At 56.9% G+C, this 22313-nt stretch carries 9 protein-coding genes; all 9 read left to right on the top strand.

Features of this window, described 5'->3' with window-relative positions; translation table 11 throughout:
* The 9 genes from J9253_RS15750 to J9253_RS15710 all read left to right on the top strand — a co-directional run bounded on the left by J9253_RS15750 (position 1) and on the right by J9253_RS15710 (position 22310).
* Entirely contained in the window at positions 1-6606 is a 6606-nt protein-coding gene (locus tag J9253_RS15750; protein WP_210221856.1) for a polyketide synthase, read from the top strand.
* Complete coding sequence (locus J9253_RS15745) at positions 6585-14048, top strand: non-ribosomal peptide synthetase (RefSeq protein ID WP_210221855.1); 7464 nt, start codon at positions 6585-6587, stop codon at positions 14046-14048. Before J9253_RS15750 ends, J9253_RS15745 begins: the two co-directional genes overlap by 22 nt.
* Before the next feature lie 35 nt (positions 14049-14083).
* A complete protein-coding gene (locus J9253_RS15740; protein WP_210221854.1) occupies positions 14084-15808 on the top strand; it encodes a carbamoyltransferase family protein in 1725 nt (574 codons plus the stop codon).
* A complete protein-coding gene (locus J9253_RS15735; RefSeq protein ID WP_210221853.1) occupies positions 15805-16650 on the top strand; it encodes a methyltransferase in 846 nt (281 codons plus the stop codon). The genes J9253_RS15740 and J9253_RS15735 overlap by 4 nt, the downstream gene beginning before the upstream one ends.
* Positions 16651-16701: 51 nt before the next feature.
* A complete protein-coding gene (locus tag J9253_RS15730; RefSeq protein WP_210221852.1) occupies positions 16702-17847 on the top strand; it encodes a hypothetical protein in 1146 nt (381 codons plus the stop codon).
* The gene (locus J9253_RS15725; RefSeq protein ID WP_210221851.1) at positions 17847-18599 is read left to right on the top strand and encodes an SDR family NAD(P)-dependent oxidoreductase; all 753 of its coding nucleotides are present in this window, start codon (positions 17847-17849) and stop codon (positions 18597-18599) included. Before J9253_RS15730 ends, J9253_RS15725 begins: the two co-directional genes overlap by 1 nt.
* Before the next feature lie 94 nt (positions 18600-18693).
* Positions 18694-19527, top strand: a complete 834-nt coding sequence (locus J9253_RS15720) for a cupin-like domain-containing protein (protein WP_210221850.1) — start codon at positions 18694-18696, stop codon at positions 19525-19527.
* 45 nt (positions 19528-19572) lie between these two features.
* Positions 19573-21642, top strand: coding sequence for a B12-binding domain-containing radical SAM protein (locus J9253_RS15715; protein ID WP_210221849.1), 2070 nt, complete (start codon positions 19573-19575; stop codon positions 21640-21642).
* On the top strand, positions 21639-22310 hold the full coding sequence (locus J9253_RS15710) for a class I SAM-dependent methyltransferase (protein WP_210221848.1): 672 nt from the start codon (positions 21639-21641) through the stop codon (positions 22308-22310). The genes J9253_RS15715 and J9253_RS15710 overlap by 4 nt, the downstream gene beginning before the upstream one ends.
* Positions 22311-22313: the final 3 nt, after the last annotated feature.

Genomic DNA, 22313 nt, shown 5'->3' with positions numbered 1-22313 from the left:
ATGACTATGGATATAACCATCGGCTCAAACAAGGATCTTTTGGCGCAGTTCGCCGATCAGGTGGCCAAACAGCCTGACGCCGTTGCCCTACTTACCCCCAATGGTACGCTCAGCTATGCTGAGCTCCAGCAGCAGTCTGACCGCATCGCCAGCGCCTTGCGGGGGCTGGGTGTGGGCGCAGGAACGGATGATGGCTGCCGCTTGGTTGGGTTGTGCATGGCGCGGGGCGTGGATGCGATTTGCGCCATGCTAGGCATACTCAAAGCCGGAGGCGCTTACCTGCCGATTGACCCCACTTATCCGGCAGATTTGCAGCAACGCATGGTGCGCAGTGCCGGTCTGCGCTTTCTGCTGGCTGACCAGTGCACACAGGCAGCATTCACGGCTTCGGTAGAACATGTGTTGACGGTGCCCGACTTGTGTCAGCAGGCTCGGCCTGATCGTGTACCAGTGGCAGCAGTCCCCGGCGAGCGTCTGTTTCATGTGTTGTATACTTCCGGCAGTACGGATGAACCCAAAGGCGTCTGCGGCACGTACCAGCAGATGCAAAGCCGCCTTGATTGGCTATGGCGGGCATTTCCCCTGTCTGATGCGGATATCTGTTGCCAGAAGACTGCCCTGCATTTTGTCGATGCGAGTCTGGAAATATTCGGTACCTTGTTGCAAGGGCGTCCGCTGTTGGTAGCGCCGGATTCCCACAGCAGCAACCCGGAGAAACTGCTGGCATTGTTGGCAGAACACGGGGTTACCCGGATTTCGCTGGTGGTATCCCAGTTACGAGCCTTGTTGATTGCTGCCCCTGACCTTGGGCAGCGCTTGCCCCAACTCAGGCTGTGCATCGTCAGCGGTGAGCGTCTGACCAGTGATCTGGTTGACAACTTTCGACATGCCTTGCCGAACGTATCACTGGTTAACCTGTACGGTTGCAGTGAAGTGCCTGAAATCAGCCATGTCGAACTGGGGGCAGGCATCGAGCTGGGGGGCGCAGACGCACCCATTGGCTACCCTATCGCGGGTACTGAGCTGTATATCGTGGATACGTTACAGCATGAAGTTGCCCCCGGTGAGGTAGGGGAATTGCTGGTAGGGAGCGCTTTGCAGGCACTCGGTTACCTCAACCGGTCTATAGAGACAGCGGCGCGTTTTATTGAAAACCCTTTCGGCGGTACGCAACGGCTTTACCGTACCGGGGATCGTGTCCGCATGAGTCCTGAAGGGATGTTGTTATTTGCCGGTCGTGCTGACGATCAGGTCAAGGTACGTGGTCACCGCATTGAACTCAGTGCTGTCGAGGCGGCATTAAGAGCCTGTGGCGAGCCGCTGGATGCAGTGAAAGTGGTGGTGCAGGAAGACCCAGCACTCGCCGAAAACCGTAGCTTGGTAGCGTTTGTAACGCCAGCCTCCGTGAACACGCGGCGTCTGTTGGCAACGCTGCGCGAGCAGGCTCCACGGCATTGGCAGGTTCAGCGGCTAATGGCTCTGGAGACGCTGCCATCGACGCCCAGCGGCAAGGTTGACCGGCGCAAGCTGGTTGAGCTGGCTCAGTCCGGCCTTTTGCCCAATCATGCAGTTTCTGGGAACACCCAGACCCATATCACCCAGTTGTGGAAAAGGGTGTTGTTGACCGACACCGTAGGTATCCACGAAAACTTTTTTGAAATAGGGGGCGACTCCCTGCGTCTGGCGCAACTCCATCAGCAGTTACGCGAAGCTTTTCCGACGTTCAGCCTGTCGGTGGCGGCATTGCTGGAATACCCGACTGTCGCCGCGCAGGCCAACTATGTGCAGCAAGCCGCACCGGAAGCAAAATCCTCTCCCGGGCAGCGTGATGTCAACCGGCATCAGGATCAGGACATTGCCGTCATCAGCATGGCGTGCCGTTTTCCCGGCGCGGTGACACCGGAGGACTTTTGGTCGAACCTCTGTGCCGGGGTAGATTCAATCTCGGATTTCTCCGATGAGGAACTTGAACAACCGGATGCCCCATTGCGTCATGACCCCAGTTATGTGAAATCCGGTGCTGTACTGGCCGATATCGCGGGTTTTGATGCCGAATTTTTCGGTTTCAGCGATAAAGAAGCGGCACTGCTGGATCCGCAACAGCGTCTGCTACTGGAATGCGCTTGGGAGGCGATGGAGCGTGCCGGTATTGCTCCGGGTGGCGATGCTGGTCGCATCGGCGTCTATGCCGGTAGCAGTGCCAGCAGCTATTTCCTCAATAATGTTGTAGCCACCCATCCCGTCACCGAGGCAACACTGGCGGAGTATCAGGAGAACTTGGCCAATGACCGCAACTTCCTTGCCACCCGCATTGCTTACCGGCTGCAATTAACGGGGCCCGCTATCAATGTGCAAACGGCCTGTTCGACTGGGCTGGTTGTCGTGCATATGGCCTGTCAAAGTCTGCGGGCTGGCGAATGTGAGGTGGCGCTGGCAGGTAGCGTTGCCCTGAAAATACCGCAAAAAACCGGCTATTTGTTTGAAGAGGGTATGATTCGTTCGCCTGATGGGCGCTGCCGGGCTTTCGATGCGCAGGCTGAGGGGACGCTGTTCGGTAATGGTGCGGGCATGGTTTTACTCAAGCCTCTGGTTGCTGCGCAGGCTGATGGCGACCCAATCCTTGCTGTCATCAAGGGGTCTGCGGTCAACAATGATGGTGCGCTCAAGGTGGGTTATACGGCTCCTAGCGTGGTCGGGCAAGCAGCCGTCGTGGAGGCCGCACTGGTCGCCGCCGCTGTCGACCCGCGCACTATCGAGTATGTCGAAGCGCACGGTACCGGTACCCGACTGGGCGATCCCATTGAGATTGCGGCGCTGACCCGCGCCTATACCCGGCGGGGTTGGGAGACAGCTAATGCGCCCGCGCCACAACATTGCGCCATCGGTTCGGTTAAAGCCAATATCGGTCATCTGGATGAGGCGGCGGGAATAGCGGGTTTCATCAAGACCGTACTGACGCTTCAGCACAAAGCGATTCCGCCGAGCCTGCATTTTCACACCCCCAACCCCGAGATTGATTTCGCCAATAGCCCGTTTCGTGTCAGTACCCAACTGACGCCATGGCTTGCATCGCGTGAAATGGCGACGCCACGCCGTGCGGGGGTCAGCTCTTTTGGCATGGGTGGTACCAACTGCCATATCGTGCTTGAAGAAGCGCCGACAGATGTAGCAGCCAGCCCGGCGGCTCCTGAGGCTATTACGGTATCGTCACGTCATTTGCTGGTTCTGTCCGCAGCCAGCCAGCCAGGCTTACGTGATTTGGTAGGGCGTTATCGTGGTTTACTGATTGAGCAGCCAGCGACCGATTTGACCAGTTTGTGCGCTACGGCTGCCACCGGGCGCATTCACTTTCCCTACCGCTGCGCTGTGGTGGCGGCTTCCGCGCCGGAACTGGCTGGGAAGCTGGAGGCTTTGCCGTTACCCCGTACCCTTGCGGCGGCAGATAGTACAGGGCACGGCAAGATTGCCTTCCTGTTCACTGGTCAGGGTGCTCAGTACCTCGGTATGGCGCACCAGCTCTACAGCAGTTCTGCGCCGTTTCGTGCCGCCGTTGACCGTTGTGCGGCTATCCTTGATCCGGTTTTGCCCGAGCCGTTGTTATCGGTCCTGTTTGCAGCGGAGGCGGGTGATACCGAAAAAGCCGCCTTGCTGACACAGACCCGGTACACGCAACCGGCGCTGTTCACCGTCGAACTCGCGTTGGCGGAACTGTGGCAATCCTGGGGGGTTACGCCTGACTTGGTGATGGGGCATAGTTTGGGCGAATACGTGGCTGCCTGCGTGGCTGGCGTGTTTGAACTGGAGGATGCCTTGCACATTGTTGCCGAGCGTGGTCGCTTGATCCAAGCGTTGCCAGCCGGTGGTGGGATGCTGGCGGTGGCGCTGGATGAGGCGCAAGTGGAACAGTACCTGCAAGCCCATGACGGGCAAGCTTGCATCGCTGCGATCAATGGCGCGGTCAGTACGGTCGTGTCGGGTGAGCTAGCTACACTGGAGAGACTGGCTGAACAACTGCGGGAGCAGGGCGTGCGGCACAAGCGGCTGGATGTTTCCCACGCTTTTCATTCAGCGGCACTGGAACCCATGCTGGAACCGTTTGCTACCGCTTTGGGTGGGCTGCGGTTAAGCTCCGCCCGGATTCCGGTCATCTCTAACGTGACCGGGGAGGTGGTGTCGGATGCGCTGCTTGACCCGGGCTATTGGGTAAAACACACCCGTCAGGCTGTGCGTTTTGCTGATGGCATTCAGACCCTGCGGCGTCAGCAGGTCGGCATTATTCTTGAAATTGGCCCCACGCCCGCCCTGCTGGGGATGGTGGCGGAAATTGCCGAACACCTTGGCTGGGATACGGAGGCGGATGCACCATTATTACTACCCAGCCTGCGCCGGGGGCAGGATGACTGGTCGCAGCTATTGGGCAGCTTGGGACAGTTGTATGAGCGAGGTTGTGCTATCAACTGGTCTGGCTTGTATAGCGATCAGGCGTGGCGCAAGCAGGTGTTGCCGACCATGCCGTTTCAGCGCAAGCAGTGCTGGGTTGAGCGCAAGCCGCTCAACCGTCTGCCTGATCAGCATTCCCTGCAAGCGGCTTTGCAGCAAGCCGCGCAACGGCTGTTTGCCTTGGGCAAGTTGACAGAGGAACAGCTTGGGATCGTGCCCTTGCTGGCGGCGGAACTGCAACAACAAGCAAGTGATGATCAAGCAGCGCCGTCATGGCGTGACTTGTTGTACGCACCGGTTTGGCAGCGCTTGCCTGTCACTGGCAAGGTGGATGTGGGGGCAGCAGGTACTGGTGGTTGCTGGGTTATTCTGGCGGATCAGGCGGGTGTCGGTGCCGCCATGGCGACCCGGGCAGAAGCTGCCGGTCTGAGCGTATTCCTGTTGTACACGGGGGATACCTTCGCCTCGCAAGGCCGCAATCGTTGGACGATCAACCCGGCGGATCCGCAGCAGTTCACGGCCTTTTGGCGGGAATGTGCAACTGTCGCATCCGCTCAGCCCGTGCAGCGCTTGGTGTACCTGTGGGGGTTGGATGAAACCCCGCCTGCCGGGGATGTCCCTGCTGATGCCCTGATGCAGGCGCAGCAGCGGATTTGCGGCGGTGTTCTGGGTGTGTTGCCGTGGCTGGGTGGCGTTGGTACTGATCGCCTACGTCTGTGGTTGGTGACCTGTGGAGCTCAGGCTGTCGGCTCTGAGCATGTGGAATTCCGCCCAGCAGGCTTGAACCCGTCACAGGCCACACTGTGGGGGCTGGGGCGTAGCCTTGCGCTCGAATACTCCTCGCGATGGGGTGGCCTAATTGACCTGAACCCCGCCGAGGACATTGCAGAACGTGCTGCTGGACTGTGGGCAGAGTTGAATGCGTCTGTGCCGTCCGATGATGCCGAAGCACAGGTTGCCTTGCGTGGCGACGACCGGTATGTGGCACGCCTGCAACAGGCAACGGCACCTGCCGCGATCATGCGAGGAACCGTGCAGGCTGAAGCCGCTTACCTGATTACCGGTGGTCTGGGTGCGCTCGGCTTGGAAGTTGCTGAGGTGTTGGCAGCGCTGGGGGCGCGTCACCTGATACTCACCAGCCGTCACGGGGTGAAGACAACAGCACAGCACCAGCGTCTGGCGACATTACGCCAGCGGGGTGTCACCGTGCAGACGCCGGAACTGGATGTGACCGACGCGCAAGCCATGGGTAAGCTGTTTGCCAAGCTGGAGGCAGGTGGCGCAGCGCTGCCCTTGAAAGGCATTGTCCATGCGGCTGGAACCATCGCGGCGGAACCAGCAGCCCAGCCTGCTTGGGCACGGTTTGCATCAGTCTTGCACGCAAAGGTGGCGGGAAGCTGGAACGTGCATCAACTGTCGCGCCCGTTTGAGCTGGATTTCTTCGTGCTGTTTTCATCGGCCTCGTCCTTGCTTGGGTTGGGCGGACACGCCGATTATGCGGCGGCGAATGCTTTTCTCGATGCATTGGCTGCTTACCGCCAGCAACAAGACCTGCCAGCGCTCAGCGTGAGTTGGGGGGATTGGGCAGGTATCGGGATGGCAGCAGACAGCGCTGGGCAAGATACGCTGGCACACACCGGGTTGGGAGCCTTGCCAGTGGCTGCGGCCCGCGCCGCCTTGCAGCAGCTCCTGAGTGAGCAGGGGCATGTGGCGCTGATACGGGCAGACTGGCCCCGTTTTATCGACAGCTTTCAGGCGCATCAGGGCTTTCTCGCGGCCTTTCTCCGCAGCCCGGAGGTGACTACCGCCGCAACGGCAGTGACGACACGGGGTGCGGGCAGTCATGCCGATATTCGTCAGCAACTGACGCTCACGGTTGGCAAGGTGCTGGGATGTGCCGACACCGCCGCTCTGGATGCTGACAGCAATCTGCTATTTCTGGGTTTTGATTCATTGATGCTGATTGAGCTGCGTAACCAGTTACGGCGGGAACTGGGCTTACAGATTGCGTTGCCCCGCATATTGCAGGGCATCACGATCAACGAACTGGTCGTGGAAGCAAGCACGCTACTGGGTGAGCATAAGCCCGCAGATGCATCTACCAGCCAGGCGTCCGACGCCGATAATTCAGCGGGAGAGGGTCAATGGACCACCATCGTCATTTGAACATCATTGAATTTCTCCAGGATCTGGAGGCACGCGGAGAGCGGCTGGAATTGGTTGATGGACGACTGCATTATTCGGCTCGTCAGGGTGGCCCGCGTCAGGAAGACGTTCAAGTCATCCGCGCCCACCGGGACGAGCTACTGGCGTGGCTACAGGAAACCGCCGCCGAGCCTGACGAATACCCGCTTTCCGCTGGTCAGCAGGGGTTGTGGATGGCGTGGCGTCTCGAACCCGAAACGCCAATCTACAACCTGTTCTTCGTGGCTCGCTTGCAGGAAGCGGTTGAAGTCGATGCCCTGCAACAGGCGCTACAACTACTGATTAGGCAGCACCCGGTATTGCGTACCCGTTACCCGTTGCCGGAGGGTGCTGAAGCCGTGCTGCCGCGCCAGCACGTTGACAGGGACTGTTGCGTTGAACTGCCGGTTCATGATGGTGAGGGCTGGACGGAGGCAAGGGTTACCGCTTGGATTGAGCAGGAGTCTGAGCGGGCATTCGATCTGGCGCAGGGGCCGGTGATGCGTACCTCGGTATTACGTACCGTTGTTGCCGGGGGAATGGTACAGCATCTGTTCCATTGGACCATTCATCACATTGCTTCTGACTTCCTGACGCAGGAAGTGCTGATCGAAGACCTTGAGAACTTCTACCGCGCAGTGTGTACCGGTTCAGCGCCAGAAGTGGCAAAGGCGGAACTCGGTTATCGTGAATTTGTACGCTGGGAACAGGATGTCATGCGTCAAGAGGGTGAGTCCTTGCGAGCCTACTGGAAAAGTCAGGTTGCGCACTGGCCTGTACCTCCCCGTCTGCCTGCTGACTTGAGCGCCGTTAACCCTGATGGGGCGGGTCATTATCGCGGGGCAACCCTTGACTTTGGGGTTGATGCGGCGCTGACGGATGCACTGCGCACCTTTACCCGCAACCAGCATGTTTCCTTGTTTACCTGTTTGCTGACGGCGTATCAGGTTGTGCTTGCCCGTTACAGCGGGCGGGATCATTTTCTGGTGACCACACCGACGGCGGTCAGGCATCTCGCGGGCTGGAGCCGAACTGCTGGCTACCTGATCAATCCACTGTGTCTGGAAGTCGACCTTTCCGGCAACCCGAGTGTCAGGGAGTTGCTGGGGCGTACCCAAAGTCGCCTTGCCTCGGCATTCGAGCATCAGATGCTGCCGTTTTCGGAAGTGTTGCGCCTGTTACAGGCTGCTGATGCATCTGGTCGTTCCAACAAGCCTACCTTCGGTTTTATTCTGGATGCGGCACGGCGGCCTGCGCGTGCGGTCAGCCTGTTCGCCGAGACGCTGGCGATTGGTCAGCGCGGGACGCCGGAGGAGCTTTCCCTGTCGATGTTCGACATGGCGGGCGAACTCAGCGGGCAGTTTACCTATGATGCAAACCGGTTCCAGCCGCACAGCATCCAGCGGCTGACTGACTACCTGCAAGCGACCATTCGCGCCATGTTGGAGCATTTGGCGCAACCTGCCTTGGAGCTGCCGCTATTGACTGCTGCCATGCGCCAGCAGATTTTGCAGGACTGGACAGCCACCGAGGTGCAGGCGGATACGGCTGTTGATACACGGGATCTACCTTTGTATGCGCAATTCATGCAGCAGGTGGAGCGCACGCCGGATGCCGTTGCCTTGATCGACTGCGCTGAAGATCAGACAGACTCAACCCTGTCTTATCGGGCGCTTGCCGACTGGGCAGACCGGGTGGCACATCAGCTCCGCCTTGAGGGAATCGGTCGGGAAACGCTGGTTGGGGTATTTGTCGATCGCTCCATGACGATGGTCGCGGGTTTGCTGGGCATACTGAAGGTGGGTGCTGCCTATCTGCCGCTGGATCCGAGTTACCCACGGGCACGTCTGGAGTACATGTTGCATGATTCCGGCACGCCCTTGTTGATCACCCGGGCAAGCCTGCGCGGAGAGTTGCCCGCGACGAGTGCGCGGGTTGTCGACATTGATCGGGATGCGCTTCCCGAGCTGACCGAGGGGGTGAATACGGGGGATATTACGGTTGCACCCACTGATTTGGCCTATGTCATTTACACCTCTGGCTCGACCGGCTTGCCCAAGGGCGTGCAAGCCTTGCATCGTGCCACCAGCAACCGGCTGGCATGGATGTGGCGTACCCTGCCGTTCACTCCCGGTGAAGTGTGTTGCCAAAAGACAGCGTTGTCTTTCGTCGATTCGGTTTGGGAGATTTTCGGGCCACTGTTGCAAGGAGTGCCTTCAGTGATCATCCCGGCGCTGGCAGTCAAGGATGTGCCTCGCCTGATGGATACGCTGGCACACTACCAAGTCACACGGATCGTGCTGGTTCCCTCGTTGCTGCGGGCGATGCTGGCTAGCGGGGGGCAGCCATTACAGGAACGTCTGCCCAAGTTGCGGCATTGGGTGTGCAGCGGGGAAACCTTGCCGATCCCGCTGGTTCAGGCTTTTTATGCGCAATTCCCTGATGCCCGGCTGATTAACCTGTATGGCTCTTCCGAAGTGGCAGCCGATGTGACTTGGTATGACACCACGGCGCTCAAGGCGCAGGCAGAATGGTCATTGCCGCAGGTGCCGATCGGTCAGCCGATTGATAATGCCCAGTGCTACATTCTCGATGAGCGGCTGCAACCGGTTCCCCCTGGAATAGAGGGGGAACTTTATGTGGGGGGTGATTGCTTGGCACGCGGCTACCTGAACCGCCCGGAAATGACCCGCGAGCGCTTTATTGGCAACCCTTTTGGAGCAGGCCGTTTGTTCCGCACCGGTGACCGCGCCCGCTGGCTTCCGGCGGAGTCTGCTGATGCCCACTGCCGCCCGGACATCGAGTTTCTGGGGCGCAATGATTCCCAAGTGAAAATCCGGGGTTTCCGGGTTGAACTGTCCGAAATTGAAGTGCGTTTACGGGCGCACCCTGCCGTCAGTGAAGCGCTGGTGCAATTGCAGGAGCACAGCTCCGGCTCGCGTCTGGTCGCTTATGTGGCGGCATCACAGCCACCGGCTCCGGCAGATCTTTACTGGCATCTGCAACAGGACTTGCCCGACTACATGGTGCCGAGTGCTTTTGTGGTGCTGGAAAGCTTGCCGCTGACACCGAACGGTAAGGTGGATCGGCAAGTTCTGGCACAGATGGAGGTGGCTGCGCCGGTGAATGCAGGTGTTTCAGAACCACCGGTAACGGCGCTGGAACAGGCGCTGGCTGCCATTTGGAGCAGGCAACTGGGTGTGAAGCCAGTGGGTCGCCACGATAATTTTTTCGTGCTGGGCGGTCATTCTTTACTGGTGACTCAGGTCATTACGCAGATTCAGAGCGAACTCCAGGTTGTGTTGCCATTGCGCACGGTCTTTGACCATCCGACCGTTGCCGAACTGGCTCAGCAGATTGAAGCACAGGGTACCGTGCCTGTTGAACCTCCCTTGTTACCGCAGCCGCGTCCGGCTGAGTTGCCGTTGTCTTTTGCCCAGGAGCGCCTGTGGTTTCTGGCACAGCTTGAGAACACGGCAGAGGCTTACAACATAGCGCTGGCGCTGCGCCTGCAAGGGGCATTGCAAGTCGAAGCCTTGGTGGCTGCGCTGGCTACGGTTGTCGGGCGGCACGAAATCTTGAGAACCTGTTTCCCGGCTCGGGATGGCAGCCCCCGCCAGCAACTTGCTGAACCGGAGCCGGTACCGTTCGAGACGATTGAGCTGGCACACTTGCCAGAGCCGGAACGCACCAATGCCTGTATGCGCTTGTTGCGCGAGCACTCGGTACAGCCATTTGACCTCGCTCGGGGGCCTTTGATCCGTGCGGTGCTGGCGCATATAGGCGAGGAAGGGCATGTGCTGCTGTTGTGTGTGCATCACATCGTAGCGGATGGCTGGTCGCTGGGTGTGCTGACTTGGGAACTGGATGCTGCTTACCGGTCTGCATTGACGGGGCAAGCTGCCACCCTGCCACCCTTGGCGCTTCAGTATGCGGATTACGCCATTTGGCAACGGGCGTTGGCTACGGGTAACGAATGGCAGCAGCAGCTTCATTGGTGGCAGCAACAACTGGACGGTGCGCCGACCTTGCTGGGACTGCCCACCGACCATCCACGACCATCCGTGCAGGATTCCGCCGGTGCTACGTTTCCGTTTACGTTAAGTGAGCCGTTGACAAGCCAGTTGGAGCGTCTCGGCGAACAGCACGGGGTGAGCCTGTTCATGATGCTGCTCGCCGTCTGGTCAGTGCTGCTGGGGCGTTACAGCAATGAGGACGATCTGGTTATTGGTACGCCGATTGCCAACCGCCATCGTCCTGGGCTTGACCCGCTGATTGGCTGTTTTGTCAATACGCTCCCGTTGCGGGTGGATCTGTCGGGCGACCCGTCCTTTACAGCACTGTTGGGACGGCTGCGGCAAGTGACGCTGGATGCTTATGCTCATCAGGACATTCCCTTCGAGAGGTTGGTTAATGAGCTGAAAATTGAACGCAGCTTGAGCCACAGCCCGCTGTTCCAAGTCATGTTGTCGGTTGAATACGCCCAGTCCCACCCAGCGGCGCGGGATTACTCGCTTGGTGATTTGCACGTGAGCTGGGTGGATCTTGGTCGCGATCACACCGAGCTGGATCTTGGCATTGAGCTGGTCAGAACCGCTGATGGCTTGCTGGGCTGGCTGGACTATAGTAAAGCCCTGTTTGAGCAGGCCAGCATTGAGCGCATGGCCGGGCATTTCCAGATGATGGTCGAAGGGCTGGTCGCGAATCCGGCTTGTACCCTTTCTGCCTTGCCGTTGCTGACCGCAGCCGAGCGCCGCCAACTGGTGGAAGAATGGAATCCGGTGGTGACGAAGCTGGGCGCGAATGCCAGCATCCAGCAATTATTTGAGCAACAGGTGGAGCGCACGCCCGATGCGGTGGCGGTGGTGTTGGCACAGGAGGGTGTCGAACCGACTCAGTGTGCGGCGTTGACCTATGCCGAACTGAATGCGCGTGCCAACCTGCTGGCGCGGCGGCTAGTGGCGCTGCAACCGGGTGAGGATATTCCGGGGGCATTGGATAGCACCGGGCTGAAGCGTCTGGTCGGCATTTGTTTGAACCGTTCTGCGGACATGCTTGTCGCTATTCTGGGCATTCTCAAAGCAGGCTGTGCTTACGTGCCTGTTGACCCGACGTGGCCGGAACAGCGGGTTGCTGCGATTCTGAATGATGCTACCCCGTTTGCGCTGGTGACGGAACCTGGGCTGCTTGATGCCGGTTTTATGGGCAGCATGATACCGTGCTACGTGGATACCGCCCCGCTTGAACCGACGGAGCCAAACGCGGTCAATCTGCCCATCCAAAGCCAGCCTGAAGATGCCGCGTATGTGATGTTCACGTCCGGCTCCACGGGGATACCCAAAGGGGTGATAATCGAGCACGGCAATGTTGTCAGCTACGTACACGCTTTCGTTGCCTGGACTAAGCTAACCAGCGCTGACCGTTCCCTGCAACACGGCAGCCTCGCGTTCGATATCTCGATTGAGGAGATATTCCCGCCACTGAGTGTCGGTGGCAGTGTGGTGATCTGCATGAATCCTGCCAGTATCGAGAATATTGTCACCGACAGCATCCGCCACCGTGCAAGCATGGTTTGCACGACCCCGCTGCTGATGCAGTACTACAATAGCCGCGCTGATGAGCTAACGGATTTACGTTTTCTGGCCAGCGGTGGTGATGTGCTGCGCCCTGAGGATATTGACCGCTTGCTGGCGCGTGGTGTCGGTGTCTACAACTCCTATGGTCCAACCGAAACCACCGTAACCGCCACCAGTTATTGGGCATGTCCGGGGGATGAGTCATTGCCGATCGGCACGCCGCTGGCGAATACCCGCGCCTTTGTGCTGGATGCTCGCCGCAATCCCTTGCCTGTCGGTGTGCCGGGTGAACTCTACATCGGCGGTGCGGGGGTAGGTCGTGGTTATCTGAACCGGCCGGAGCTGAATGCGGAACGCTTTATCCATTGGCATAACGGCGAATGGCTCTATCGTACCGGGGATCGTGCCCGCTGGTGTGCCAACAGGACACTGGAATTTGTCGGGCGTATGGATCGTCAGGTCAAGATTCGCGGTTTCCGGGTGGAACTGGGTGAGATTGAGGCTGCCATTTCGCTGCACGAAGCTGTCGACCAGATAGCGGTGTTGCCGCATACGGACGCTGATGGGCAGAAGCGGCTGCTTGCCTACATTGTACCTGCTGTCGGTGCAGGCCGCCCGGAACAGTATGAACAGCTGCAAACCCTGCTGCGTGAGCATTTACGGGAGCGCTTGCCCAACTACATGATTCCCGGTGCTTTCCTCTTTCTGGATAGCTTGCCGCTGACCTCAACCGGCAAGATCGACCGTAAGGCGCTACCCGCCCCGCAGGAAACGGATGCCCCGCAAGCCTTGCACAGGCCACGCAGCGTGACCGAACAGGATTTGCTCGCAATCTGGCGGGAAGTCCTGCAAAACAGTGCAGTGGGGATTTTCGATAATTTCTTTGAATTGGGTGGTCACTCCTTGCTGGCAGTGCGGTTGGCGGCACAGATTGCGGCTGCTTTCGCTACCGAGATGCCGTTACAGGCGCTGTTCCGTTACCCCACGGTGGCGGAGCTGGCTGCTTATCTGGAGCAAGCCAATCCTGATTTGTCTTGGTCTACTTTGGTTGCCTTGCAGGCGCACGGTAATAAAGCAGTGCTGTTTTGCGTGCCGGGAGACGGTGGCAATGTTTTCTACTTCTACCCCTTGGTGAAAGAGCTGGGTTCAGAGCAGCCTGTTTATGGCCTGGAATCGCTGGGGCTGGATGGCAAACAGGCTCCCCACGCTACGGTTGAAGCGGCGGCTGCACACCATATACAGCAGATTCGCGCCCGTTGGCCGCAAGGACCTTACTGCTTGGCGGGGCACTCGTTCGGTGGTCTGGTCGTCTACGAAATGGCTCAGCAATTAAGTCGGATGGGCGAAACCGTCAGTCTGCTGGCTATCATGGATACTCTGCCCCCTTCCATGCCGTTGCCTGCGGCTACAGAGCCTGAGCTGATGATGACCTTCGAGGGGCTGTTTGCCGAGGAATACGGGTTGCCTACGGCATTGACGCTAGAACAGCTTGACCCGCTTGATGCCGAACAGCGCCTGTATGCGCTGAAACAGGCGCTTGAGCGCCTCGAAGCCTTGCCTAGCGGAGCCACCATGGCGCATGTGCGCGGTATTTTCAGCGTTTTTAGAACCAATACACAGACCGAATATCACCCGTCCGGGATTATCAGGCTGCCGTTTGAATTGTTACTGGCGGAGGAGTCGCCAGCGGACGAACGGGATGAAATCATTGCAGGTTGGTCGCAGTTTGGCGTGCCCAGAGTGCAGGTTGTTCCAGGCAGCCACACCACAATGACTTATCCACCCCATGTCGCCAGTCTGGCTGACAAGCTGAGAACTTGTCTGACCACGCTGGAAACACTCAACTAATCCAGCATACCCTAACAAGGAGAGATTCCAACATTATGTACATACTTGGCATCAACGCGGTCTACCACGAGTCGGCAGCGTGTCTGATCAAAGATGAAAAAATTGTCGCTATGGCTGAGGAGGAGCGTTTCAACCGTATCAAGCACGGCAAAAAAGTGCTGGTCGACAATCCTGACGAATTTCCTACTGAATCCATCGCTTACTGCCTTGCCGAGGCTGGCATTGGCCCCGGTGACATCGACCATATTGGTTATTCTGCCGTGCCCAGCCAGTTTGAACGCCGCAAGGAACGTCTGGCAACGGGCGATTTTGGTGACGAATGGCTGGATGATGCAGAGTGGCAACTGGGGCAGGATGCCCTAGAACGGGTTCCACACAAGCTCAAAGAACTGGGTTTGGTGGGGCAGTTCCACTGGGTTGACCATCATGCGGCGCACGCTGCCTCGGCTTACTTCCCCTCACCATTTACGGAAGCTGCGGTGCTGTCAATTGATGGCACAGGTGAATACGATACTGCCGTTTCTTACTACGGTGAGGGGCATCGTCTCAAGCGTTTACGCGGTATCCCTTACCCGTCGTCGATCGGCTTGCTGTGGGAAGTCTTGTCGGTGTACCTAGGGTTCGACATTTATGATGCAGCCAAGCTGATGGGCTTGGCCAGCTATGGCAATTCACAACGGTTTATCGAGCAGTTTCGTCAGATCATTAAGCCCTTGCAGGATGGCACTTTTGTGATCGACCATGACTTGGTGAAGTTCGGTCATCTGGAGTATTACCCACCCAATGCCTATCTTGGCGGTCTGGAGCAGTTGCTGGGCGTCAAGCGCCGCTTGCCAGACGATGCGTTGACACAGGTGCATGAGGATATCGCCGCAGCCATGCAGGCATTGACCAATGAGTTGTTCCTGCACATGGCTGAACATGTGCATAAGGAGACCGGATCCGACAATCTCTGTCTGGCCGGTGGAGTGGCACTTAATTGTGTTGCCAACAGCTATGTATTCGAGAAAGGACCATTCAAACAATTGTATGTTCAGCCCACCTCCCACGATGCCGGTACTGCCATCGGTGCTGCCTACTGGATTTTCCACAATGTGCTGGGGGAATCGGCAAGAGGTTCGATGGATCACGCTTATTGGGGGCCGGCCTATTCCGAACAGCGCATTCAGGAGGCGCTGCAAGCACGTGGGTTGAATTACCGGGTCAGCGATAAGCTCGAAGAAGAGGTGGCGGGCTTTATTGCAGACGACAAGATTGTCGCCTTCTTCCAAGGCAGAATGGAGACCGGCCCTAGGGCGTTGGGTAATCGCAGCCTGCTGGCTAATCCGACCAACCGCGATATGCGGGAGATTCTCAACCGCAAAGTCAAACACCGGGAATATTTTCGTCCGCTGGCACCTAGCGTCTTGGTGGAGGAGGCCGATAAATGGTTTGAAATCGACAAGCCGACCAGTGCGGCGGATTTCATGTTGATGACTTACCCGGCTCAGGAAGATAAGCAAGAGCGCATCCCTGCGGTCGTACATACCGACGGCTCTTGCCGGGTGCAGTGTGTCCGCAGTGAAACCAACCCCCGGTATCACAAGGTAATCAGTGAGTTCCAGAAGCTGACGGGTGTACCGGTGGTACTCAATACTTCATTCAATGATCAGGAGCCCATCGTCTGCACGCCTGAGGATGCTATCAACACCTTCCTCAAGACCGAAATTGACGTGTTGGCTATTGGCGACTGCCTAGTATTCAAGGAGGATATCGCATGACGATACAGGACAATCTGCAACAAGTACTTGCCCGCAAGCGGCTAACCGAGATTTATGGCTATTCAGTGGTGACTGACCAACTGGATTACAGCGCGATTGATCAAGTGTTCCCGATCTACCCGGAGCAGGCGTTTTTCCTTGACGAGCTGGATCGTGACAAGATCAAGGGGGCGAATGTATTGGAAGTCGGGGTCGGTTCCGGGGTGCTGTCGATTGGTGCTGCCCGGGCTGGTGCGGCGAAGGTGACAGCCCTTGAAATCAACCCGCGTGCGAAAAACACCGCCGGTTTTAATATTGTAATGAATGGTTTTGAAGACCGTATCGCTATCATTGATGGCAACAGCGATGTATTCCGTCCGGTGGCTGGTCAGACCTTTGACTATATCTTTTCCAACCCGCCGTTTGAACCAACACCGCCGGATCAGGATTTCTTCTACCACTCTGCTGCCGGCCCCTTCGGCCTGGATTTCATTGAGACGATGTTGCAAGGCGTCAATGAGGTATTGAAGCCCGGTGGGCATCTGCAAATTGTGACTGCCGCCCCGGGCGATGATCAAGGCCCCTTCATGTTCGCTGACCTAGCGGAAAAATACCTCAAGGGTACCACGACGATTGTGGTCAGCCCGGCGAGTCTGGATTATTTCGAAGCGGTCGATTGGTTGCCGGAAAAAGGATTTTTTACCCATGATCAGGCTGAATACCTGAAAAGCCTAGCGCGTGAAGCGGGTGTTTCACGCTCGTTTCTTTGTGTTCTGCACCACATCAAGGATGGCCCCGGGGAAGGTGTGCAGATGAAGTTGTCAGATAAGGCTTATGCATCGCCGGAAGTTCCGTTCGAGTGAGTTTTATCGCCAGCCCCCACATATTCACAGAGTGAGAAGGAGAATACAAAAATGACGCAAGCATCAGTAAAGCAGGCATCGCCCGTCGATCGCCCCCGGTCACAGCCCGCAACACTGCCTAATCTGGACGCAGTGCCGGTAGTCAACAGCCACAATGAATGGGATCTCTTGGAGGAGGTCATTGTCGGACGTGCGGAAAATGCTTGTGTGCCGGAATGGCATCCGGTATTGCAGGCGACGATGCCGTCCCGGCACTGGGACTTTTTCCGTCAGAACGGTGGTCAGCCCTTTCCTGCTGAAGTGACCACTGCGGCTGAACGGGAGCTGGAAGTATTTTGCCGAGAACTGGAAGCGCAAGGTGTCACCGTGCGTCGCCCGGAACCTATCGACTGGAAACAAGCGTATGCGACGCCGGATGTGGCGTCCGAAGCAGGTCTTTATGCGGCAATGCCCCGTGACCTTTTACTGGTGGTTGGCAACGAAATTATTGAAGCCCCGATGGCTTGGCCAAGCCGTTTGTTTGAATCCCGCGCTTACCGACCGTTGATCAAGCACTACTTTGAGCGCGGCGCACGCTGGACGGCAGCACCCAAACCCGAACTCGGTAAGCATACCTTCAATCACGATCATGCCGAAGCAGGCTACGACATTCATGCCGGGCGCAGTGTGATTACCGAGCACGAGCCTTTGTTCGATGCTGCCGACTTCAGCCGCTGTGGGCGCGATATCTTCTGCCAGATCAGCCAAGTAACCAATAGATTTGGTATTGAATGGTTACAGCGTCATCTCGGTGAGAATTATCGCGTGCATATACTGGAGGTCAATGATCCGAACGCTATGCATATTGATGCCAGCTTTATCCCGTTGGCACCAGGCCGGGTCTTGATCCATCCAGACCGGGTGACAAAATTGCCGGATATGTTTGCTGATTGGGAGGTACTGACGCCACCTGCGCCGACGGTGCCTGATTCCCACCCTTTCTATTTCTCAAGTCACTGGTTATCGCTAAACCTGCTGAGTCTTGATGAGAAGCGGGTATTTGTTGAAGCTGAAGAACAACCCATGATTGATTTTCTGCGCCGTCATGGCTTTGAGCCTATCCCGGTACACTTTCGTAACTTCGGGAGTCTTGGCGGGGCGTTCCATTGCGCTACTTGTGATATTCGCCGACACGGCAATCTGGAGAGTTATTTCTGATGATGCATGGGTTAGCTGGAAAGAAAGCGGTCGTCACCGGAGGGACTCGTGGTATAGGGCGAGCTGCTGTCGAACGTTTGTGTGCAGAAGGTGTGCAGGTCGCGGTAATGGACTGCGATAGCGCTGGTTGTGCCAAGCTGCGTGCTGAGTTGCCTGAAGTCACGGTTGTGGCAGTCGATGTCAGTGATGCTGATGCAGTGGAAAGCGCTTTTACCCAGATCACAGAGGTATTGGGCGGACTCGACATCTTGTTTAATAACGCGGGCATTAGTGCGCCGTATCCTTTTCTTGAACTACCTGTAGCGAGCTTGCGGCGAACCCTGGCGGTTGATGTAGAGGGTGTTTTTTACTGTGCTCAGGCGGCTGCACGCCGTATGAAAGGCTCCGGCAGCGGTGTGATCATCAATATGGCTTCAGTGAGCGGTATGCTCGGTATGCCGGGTTATGCCGACTATAACGCAGCTAAAGCGGCGGTCATTGCGTTGACGCGCACGCTTGCCATAGAGCTGGCTCCAGCGTTACGCGTCGTCTGTATCAGCCCTGGCTATGTCTTGACGGCAATGCAGGAAGCTGAGTACAGCCCGGATGACATGGCGGCTTTAAATGCCCGCATTCCCTTGGGAAGGCACGCTGATCCGACAGAGATAGCCGCATTGGTAGCCTTTCTTGCCTCAAACGAGGCACCTTTCATCACTGGATCCAACATCGTTATTGATGGTGGCGAATCTGCTGGCGGAACGGCCAGCCTGTAAAAACGCATCGGAGTTTTCTATGTATTCACAGGAGCAAATGCAGAACGGGGCGTCTTCTACGTCACCGGATCAACCAAGGTTGGGTGTAGATCGTGTGCCACGGCTTGAGTCTGCTGAATTTGCGGCACGTTATTTCCGGCCACGCCAGCCCGTTGTTATCACTGATATGGCAACGCAATGGCCTGCCTGCCAGCGCTGGTCTTTCGATTTTTTCGCCCAACTGGATCCTGATCGTGCGGTGACGTTGGAAAAGGGTAACGTGCTACAAGACGAGACGGCTTTTGAATCTGCCCGCATGGCTGATTACCTGACCGGGCTGACGCAAGCAGGTCATGCCGTGTCTGGTGCTGAAGATGAGGGAACCGCTAAACGTTACTTGTCCATGCTGCGGATTTTTGAGCAGTTTCCTCAATTGCGGGCTGACGTGGACTTTTCATTGCTTGAGGCTATGACCCTGAAGCAGGTTTATTTTGCTTGGCTTGGCCCGGCTGGAACCCTGACAGGCTACCATATTGATTGGATTGATAATATTCTTGCCCAAATCAGTGGTCGTAAACGTGTTTGGCTCGTTCCTCCATCGGCTTCACCGGCGATGTATCCCAGTAGCAAATACGATTACCGTTCAACCCTGAGCGAGGTGGAGCCTAATACTTGGGATGCCAAGCGTCATCCGTTGTTTGCCACGGTGCGCCCGGTCGAGATCACGCTGGAGCCGGGGCAGATGTTATTCATCCCGCGTGGCTGGTGGCATCGCGTAATGTCACTGACCCCCTCCATCAGCATTAATGCGTTTGGACATGATCTGTCAGGTCTGTTGTTGTACCAGAGCCGTGCCTCATTATTGCACGGACTGCATCAGCTAGGTCTTTATGGTCGTGAGGACTGTACCTGTCACAAGAAAACAGCGGATAGTAAGCGGGCTAAATAGTCCCGCCCTGCTTCGAGTCACCTTTGCACTGGACACTTATATAGCATGTTACCTGCCTACAATAATGTATCCAGCGGATCCACTGAACCGCTGGACATCCTTTTCATCAATCTGACCAACTGGCCCGGTAATCCTGTCTATCCTTATGCCTTTGTACAGGTGTCGGCGTTAGCGCGACGGGCTGGTTTATCCGTCCGGCGTTGGGATGGTCTCGGGCTGAACAGGGGGCAGCAGTTAAATTGTATCAGCGATCTGGTGCGGCAGTATCAGCCTCGCGCAGTAGGGTTCACTATTCGGCAAGCTGATTCAACAGAGTCTGATGAATACTTAGGTACGAAAGCGGAGAGCAGGCCACGCTGGTTTCCTATGGAAGACACCCATGCGGCGATTCAGCGGATACGGGAAATTTCATCGGCAAAAATTCTCGTGGGTGGATTCACCTTTACCGTAAATCCGGTTTCAGCGGCTGAATACCTGAAGCCTGATTTCGGTATCATCGGTGAGCCGGATGATTTGCTCGCGCACTTCGATGAAGTGCTGGAGGGGAAGACAGAAGGGATTGCCAACTTGCTCTACTATCACGAAGGTGAGTGGCAGCAAAACGAGCGCGTTTATTACGGGCCGCTTGATGATCTTGAATACACCCCCGAAATTATTGACGAAATTTGCCGTTTCCATGGTGAGCGCCCGTTCCGTGAAACCCATTTAGCGCCGGTGCCAGGGTTAAATACGGCGCACGATACCGGGCGTGCCATCGCCGTGGAGATTTCCCGTGGTTGCCCGTGCCACTGTGCTTTTTGCTGCGAACCGTTGGTCAAAGGGCGCTCGGTACGGCTGCGTGATCTGGATGTGATCGAAGCCGAGGTCAGAAACCTGTTGGGTTTTGGGCTGCGCTACTTCTGGTTTGTCTGCTCTGAACTGACGTTCACCAAGCAACATGTGATGGCGTTAGCGGAGCGGCTGATTCGTATCAATAGCACACTGGAACAACCGATTTACTGGCGTGCTTATTTCCTGCCTGTCAAGTTCAATAAGGATGAGTTCCGCATCCTGTTACGTTCGGGGCTAATGTTGGAGCAAAACGGCATCTTTTCGGATCTGAGTAATGAGACCCTGAAGCAAATGCAGGAGCCGTATCGGGTTAAACATGCCTTGCAGCATGTCCGAGACCTGATGGAGCTGAATGAAGAGGCGGAATTCGCTCACCGTAAAATGGAGCGCTGGACACTGTGGTCTTGGTTGGCCAACCCTTATTCAAGCCGTGAAACGGTACGCCAGACGCTGGAAACGCTGGCGGAGTTTGGGTTGGATCTGCATTTTGACTTTGCTGCTGGTTATCCGGCGCTGAGGTTGTACGAGGGATTGACCCATCTGCCGGAAGATACCCACGAGTGCGTTGAAATTGTGACAGGCGATGCGCAAACTGCCAAGTCGATCATTCACCCTGCCTTTTACTATAGCCAAGATTTGCTCAAGCACTTTGGCGGCATTGATCAGCTCCACGATTTTCTTTTCTACGCGCACGAGACGCTGGTTTCCAAGCATTACCGTGTCACCCGTGACTGGACAGACTGGAGTTCGCGTCAGCATACGGCACGGCTGGAGGAGTTGCTGGGGCAGCTTAAGCCAGAGCCAAAGGCCATGCCACCTTGGGTTGATCACCCTGAACTGGGGGGCGATGCCCCGCAGCATTGGTACGCATCAGCTTATCAGTGTTGGCAAGCTGCCGGGAGGGATTGGGTGCGATTTCGCGCTGCTCTCGCCGGGCGCAGTGCTGCCACAATGAATGCGATGGTTGCGGCACTCTTGCATCAGGGCTTTGTTGACAATTACGACGCACAGAAACCCCTGTTTGCGGCGCTTGATTTACTGGATACAAAGACAGGGCAGCCCCTGTGTTCACCTTTTCAGATTTCTGTCAGGCTCGTATCGCAGTTTACGGAGGAACCGGCGCTTTACCGCCAAATGGAAGAACGTTTCGGCAGCTCGGCCACCTTTTTGTTGAAGTATTATCTCTACGCACTGAACCTGCGACTGCGACCGGAACTGGTGTTTCTCGCAGCACGCCCTACCCCTGTTTTGGATATCAAACTGATTTTAGAGAGGCAAGTATGAACCCTACCAACCCTACTGATGACTGGCACGTGCAAGCGGATGCCTACCTGGCTTATTTCCAGGATAACCCGAACCGCATTTCTACCACCCAGGTTTTCCCGCGTTTGCTGGCACATTTTGGAGATATGCAAGGTTTGCGGGTGTTGGATTTTGGCTGTGGTCAAGGGCGCTTTGCTCGTATGCTGGCGGATGCCGGGGCTGAGGTAACGGCCTACGATTCCTCTTCGGCTGAGATTGCCAATGCCCGGGCGCTGGATGAGGGGCGGGGTATTCACTACGTGGAAGCGTTGGATGAGTTGCGTGCTGGTGAGCCTTTCGACCGTATCCTTTGTTTTATGGTTTTGCTGTGTAATGAAGTGCAGGCTGCTGATGATCTGCTGCGCACGTTGTACTCACTGGCGAAGCCGGGGGCGCTATTGGGGTTAGGCAATACCGATACCGCAACTCTGGGACGGCGCTTCCCCGACTTTTACTCTACACCGCCTGAAAACCCAGTGCGTGGCGCGTCTTACCAGAGCAATATCCCCACCAGCGCGGGGCTCATCCAGATAACCGACCATTACTACAGTCCTGTGCATATTAGTGAGATGTTAAGCGCAGCCGGTTTTGAAGTACTTGCCGCAGAACAGGTTGCCGAACCCTTTGTTGTGCACATCGGCAAACGTTGAGGT

It is taken from the genome of Thiothrix litoralis, assembly GCF_017901135.1.
GTDB lineage: Bacteria > Pseudomonadota > Gammaproteobacteria > Thiotrichales > Thiotrichaceae > Thiothrix > Thiothrix litoralis.
Note: the sequence above shows the minus strand (reverse complement) of the source record. Positions and strands in the feature narration are given on the sequence as shown.

Excerpts from the sequence above, each read along its gene's own strand:
- J9253_RS15710 (WP_210221848.1), top strand. The coding sequence starts at position 21,639 with ATGAACCCTACCAACCCTACTGATGACTGGCACGTGCAAGCGGATGCC.
- J9253_RS15725 (WP_210221851.1), top strand. The coding sequence starts at position 17,847 with ATGATGCATGGGTTAGCTGGAAAGAAAGCGGTCGTCACCGGAGGGACT.
- J9253_RS15715 (WP_210221849.1), top strand. The coding sequence starts at position 19,573 with ATGTTACCTGCCTACAATAATGTATCCAGCGGATCCACTGAACCGCTG.
- J9253_RS15740 (WP_210221854.1), top strand. The coding sequence starts at position 14,084 with ATGTACATACTTGGCATCAACGCGGTCTACCACGAGTCGGCAGCGTGT.
- J9253_RS15750 (WP_210221856.1), top strand. The coding sequence starts at position 1 with ATGACTATGGATATAACCATCGGCTCAAACAAGGATCTTTTGGCGCAG.
- J9253_RS15735 (WP_210221853.1), top strand. The coding sequence starts at position 15,805 with ATGACGATACAGGACAATCTGCAACAAGTACTTGCCCGCAAGCGGCTA.
- J9253_RS15730 (WP_210221852.1), top strand. The coding sequence starts at position 16,702 with ATGACGCAAGCATCAGTAAAGCAGGCATCGCCCGTCGATCGCCCCCGG.
- J9253_RS15745 (WP_210221855.1), top strand. The coding sequence starts at position 6,585 with ATGGACCACCATCGTCATTTGAACATCATTGAATTTCTCCAGGATCTG.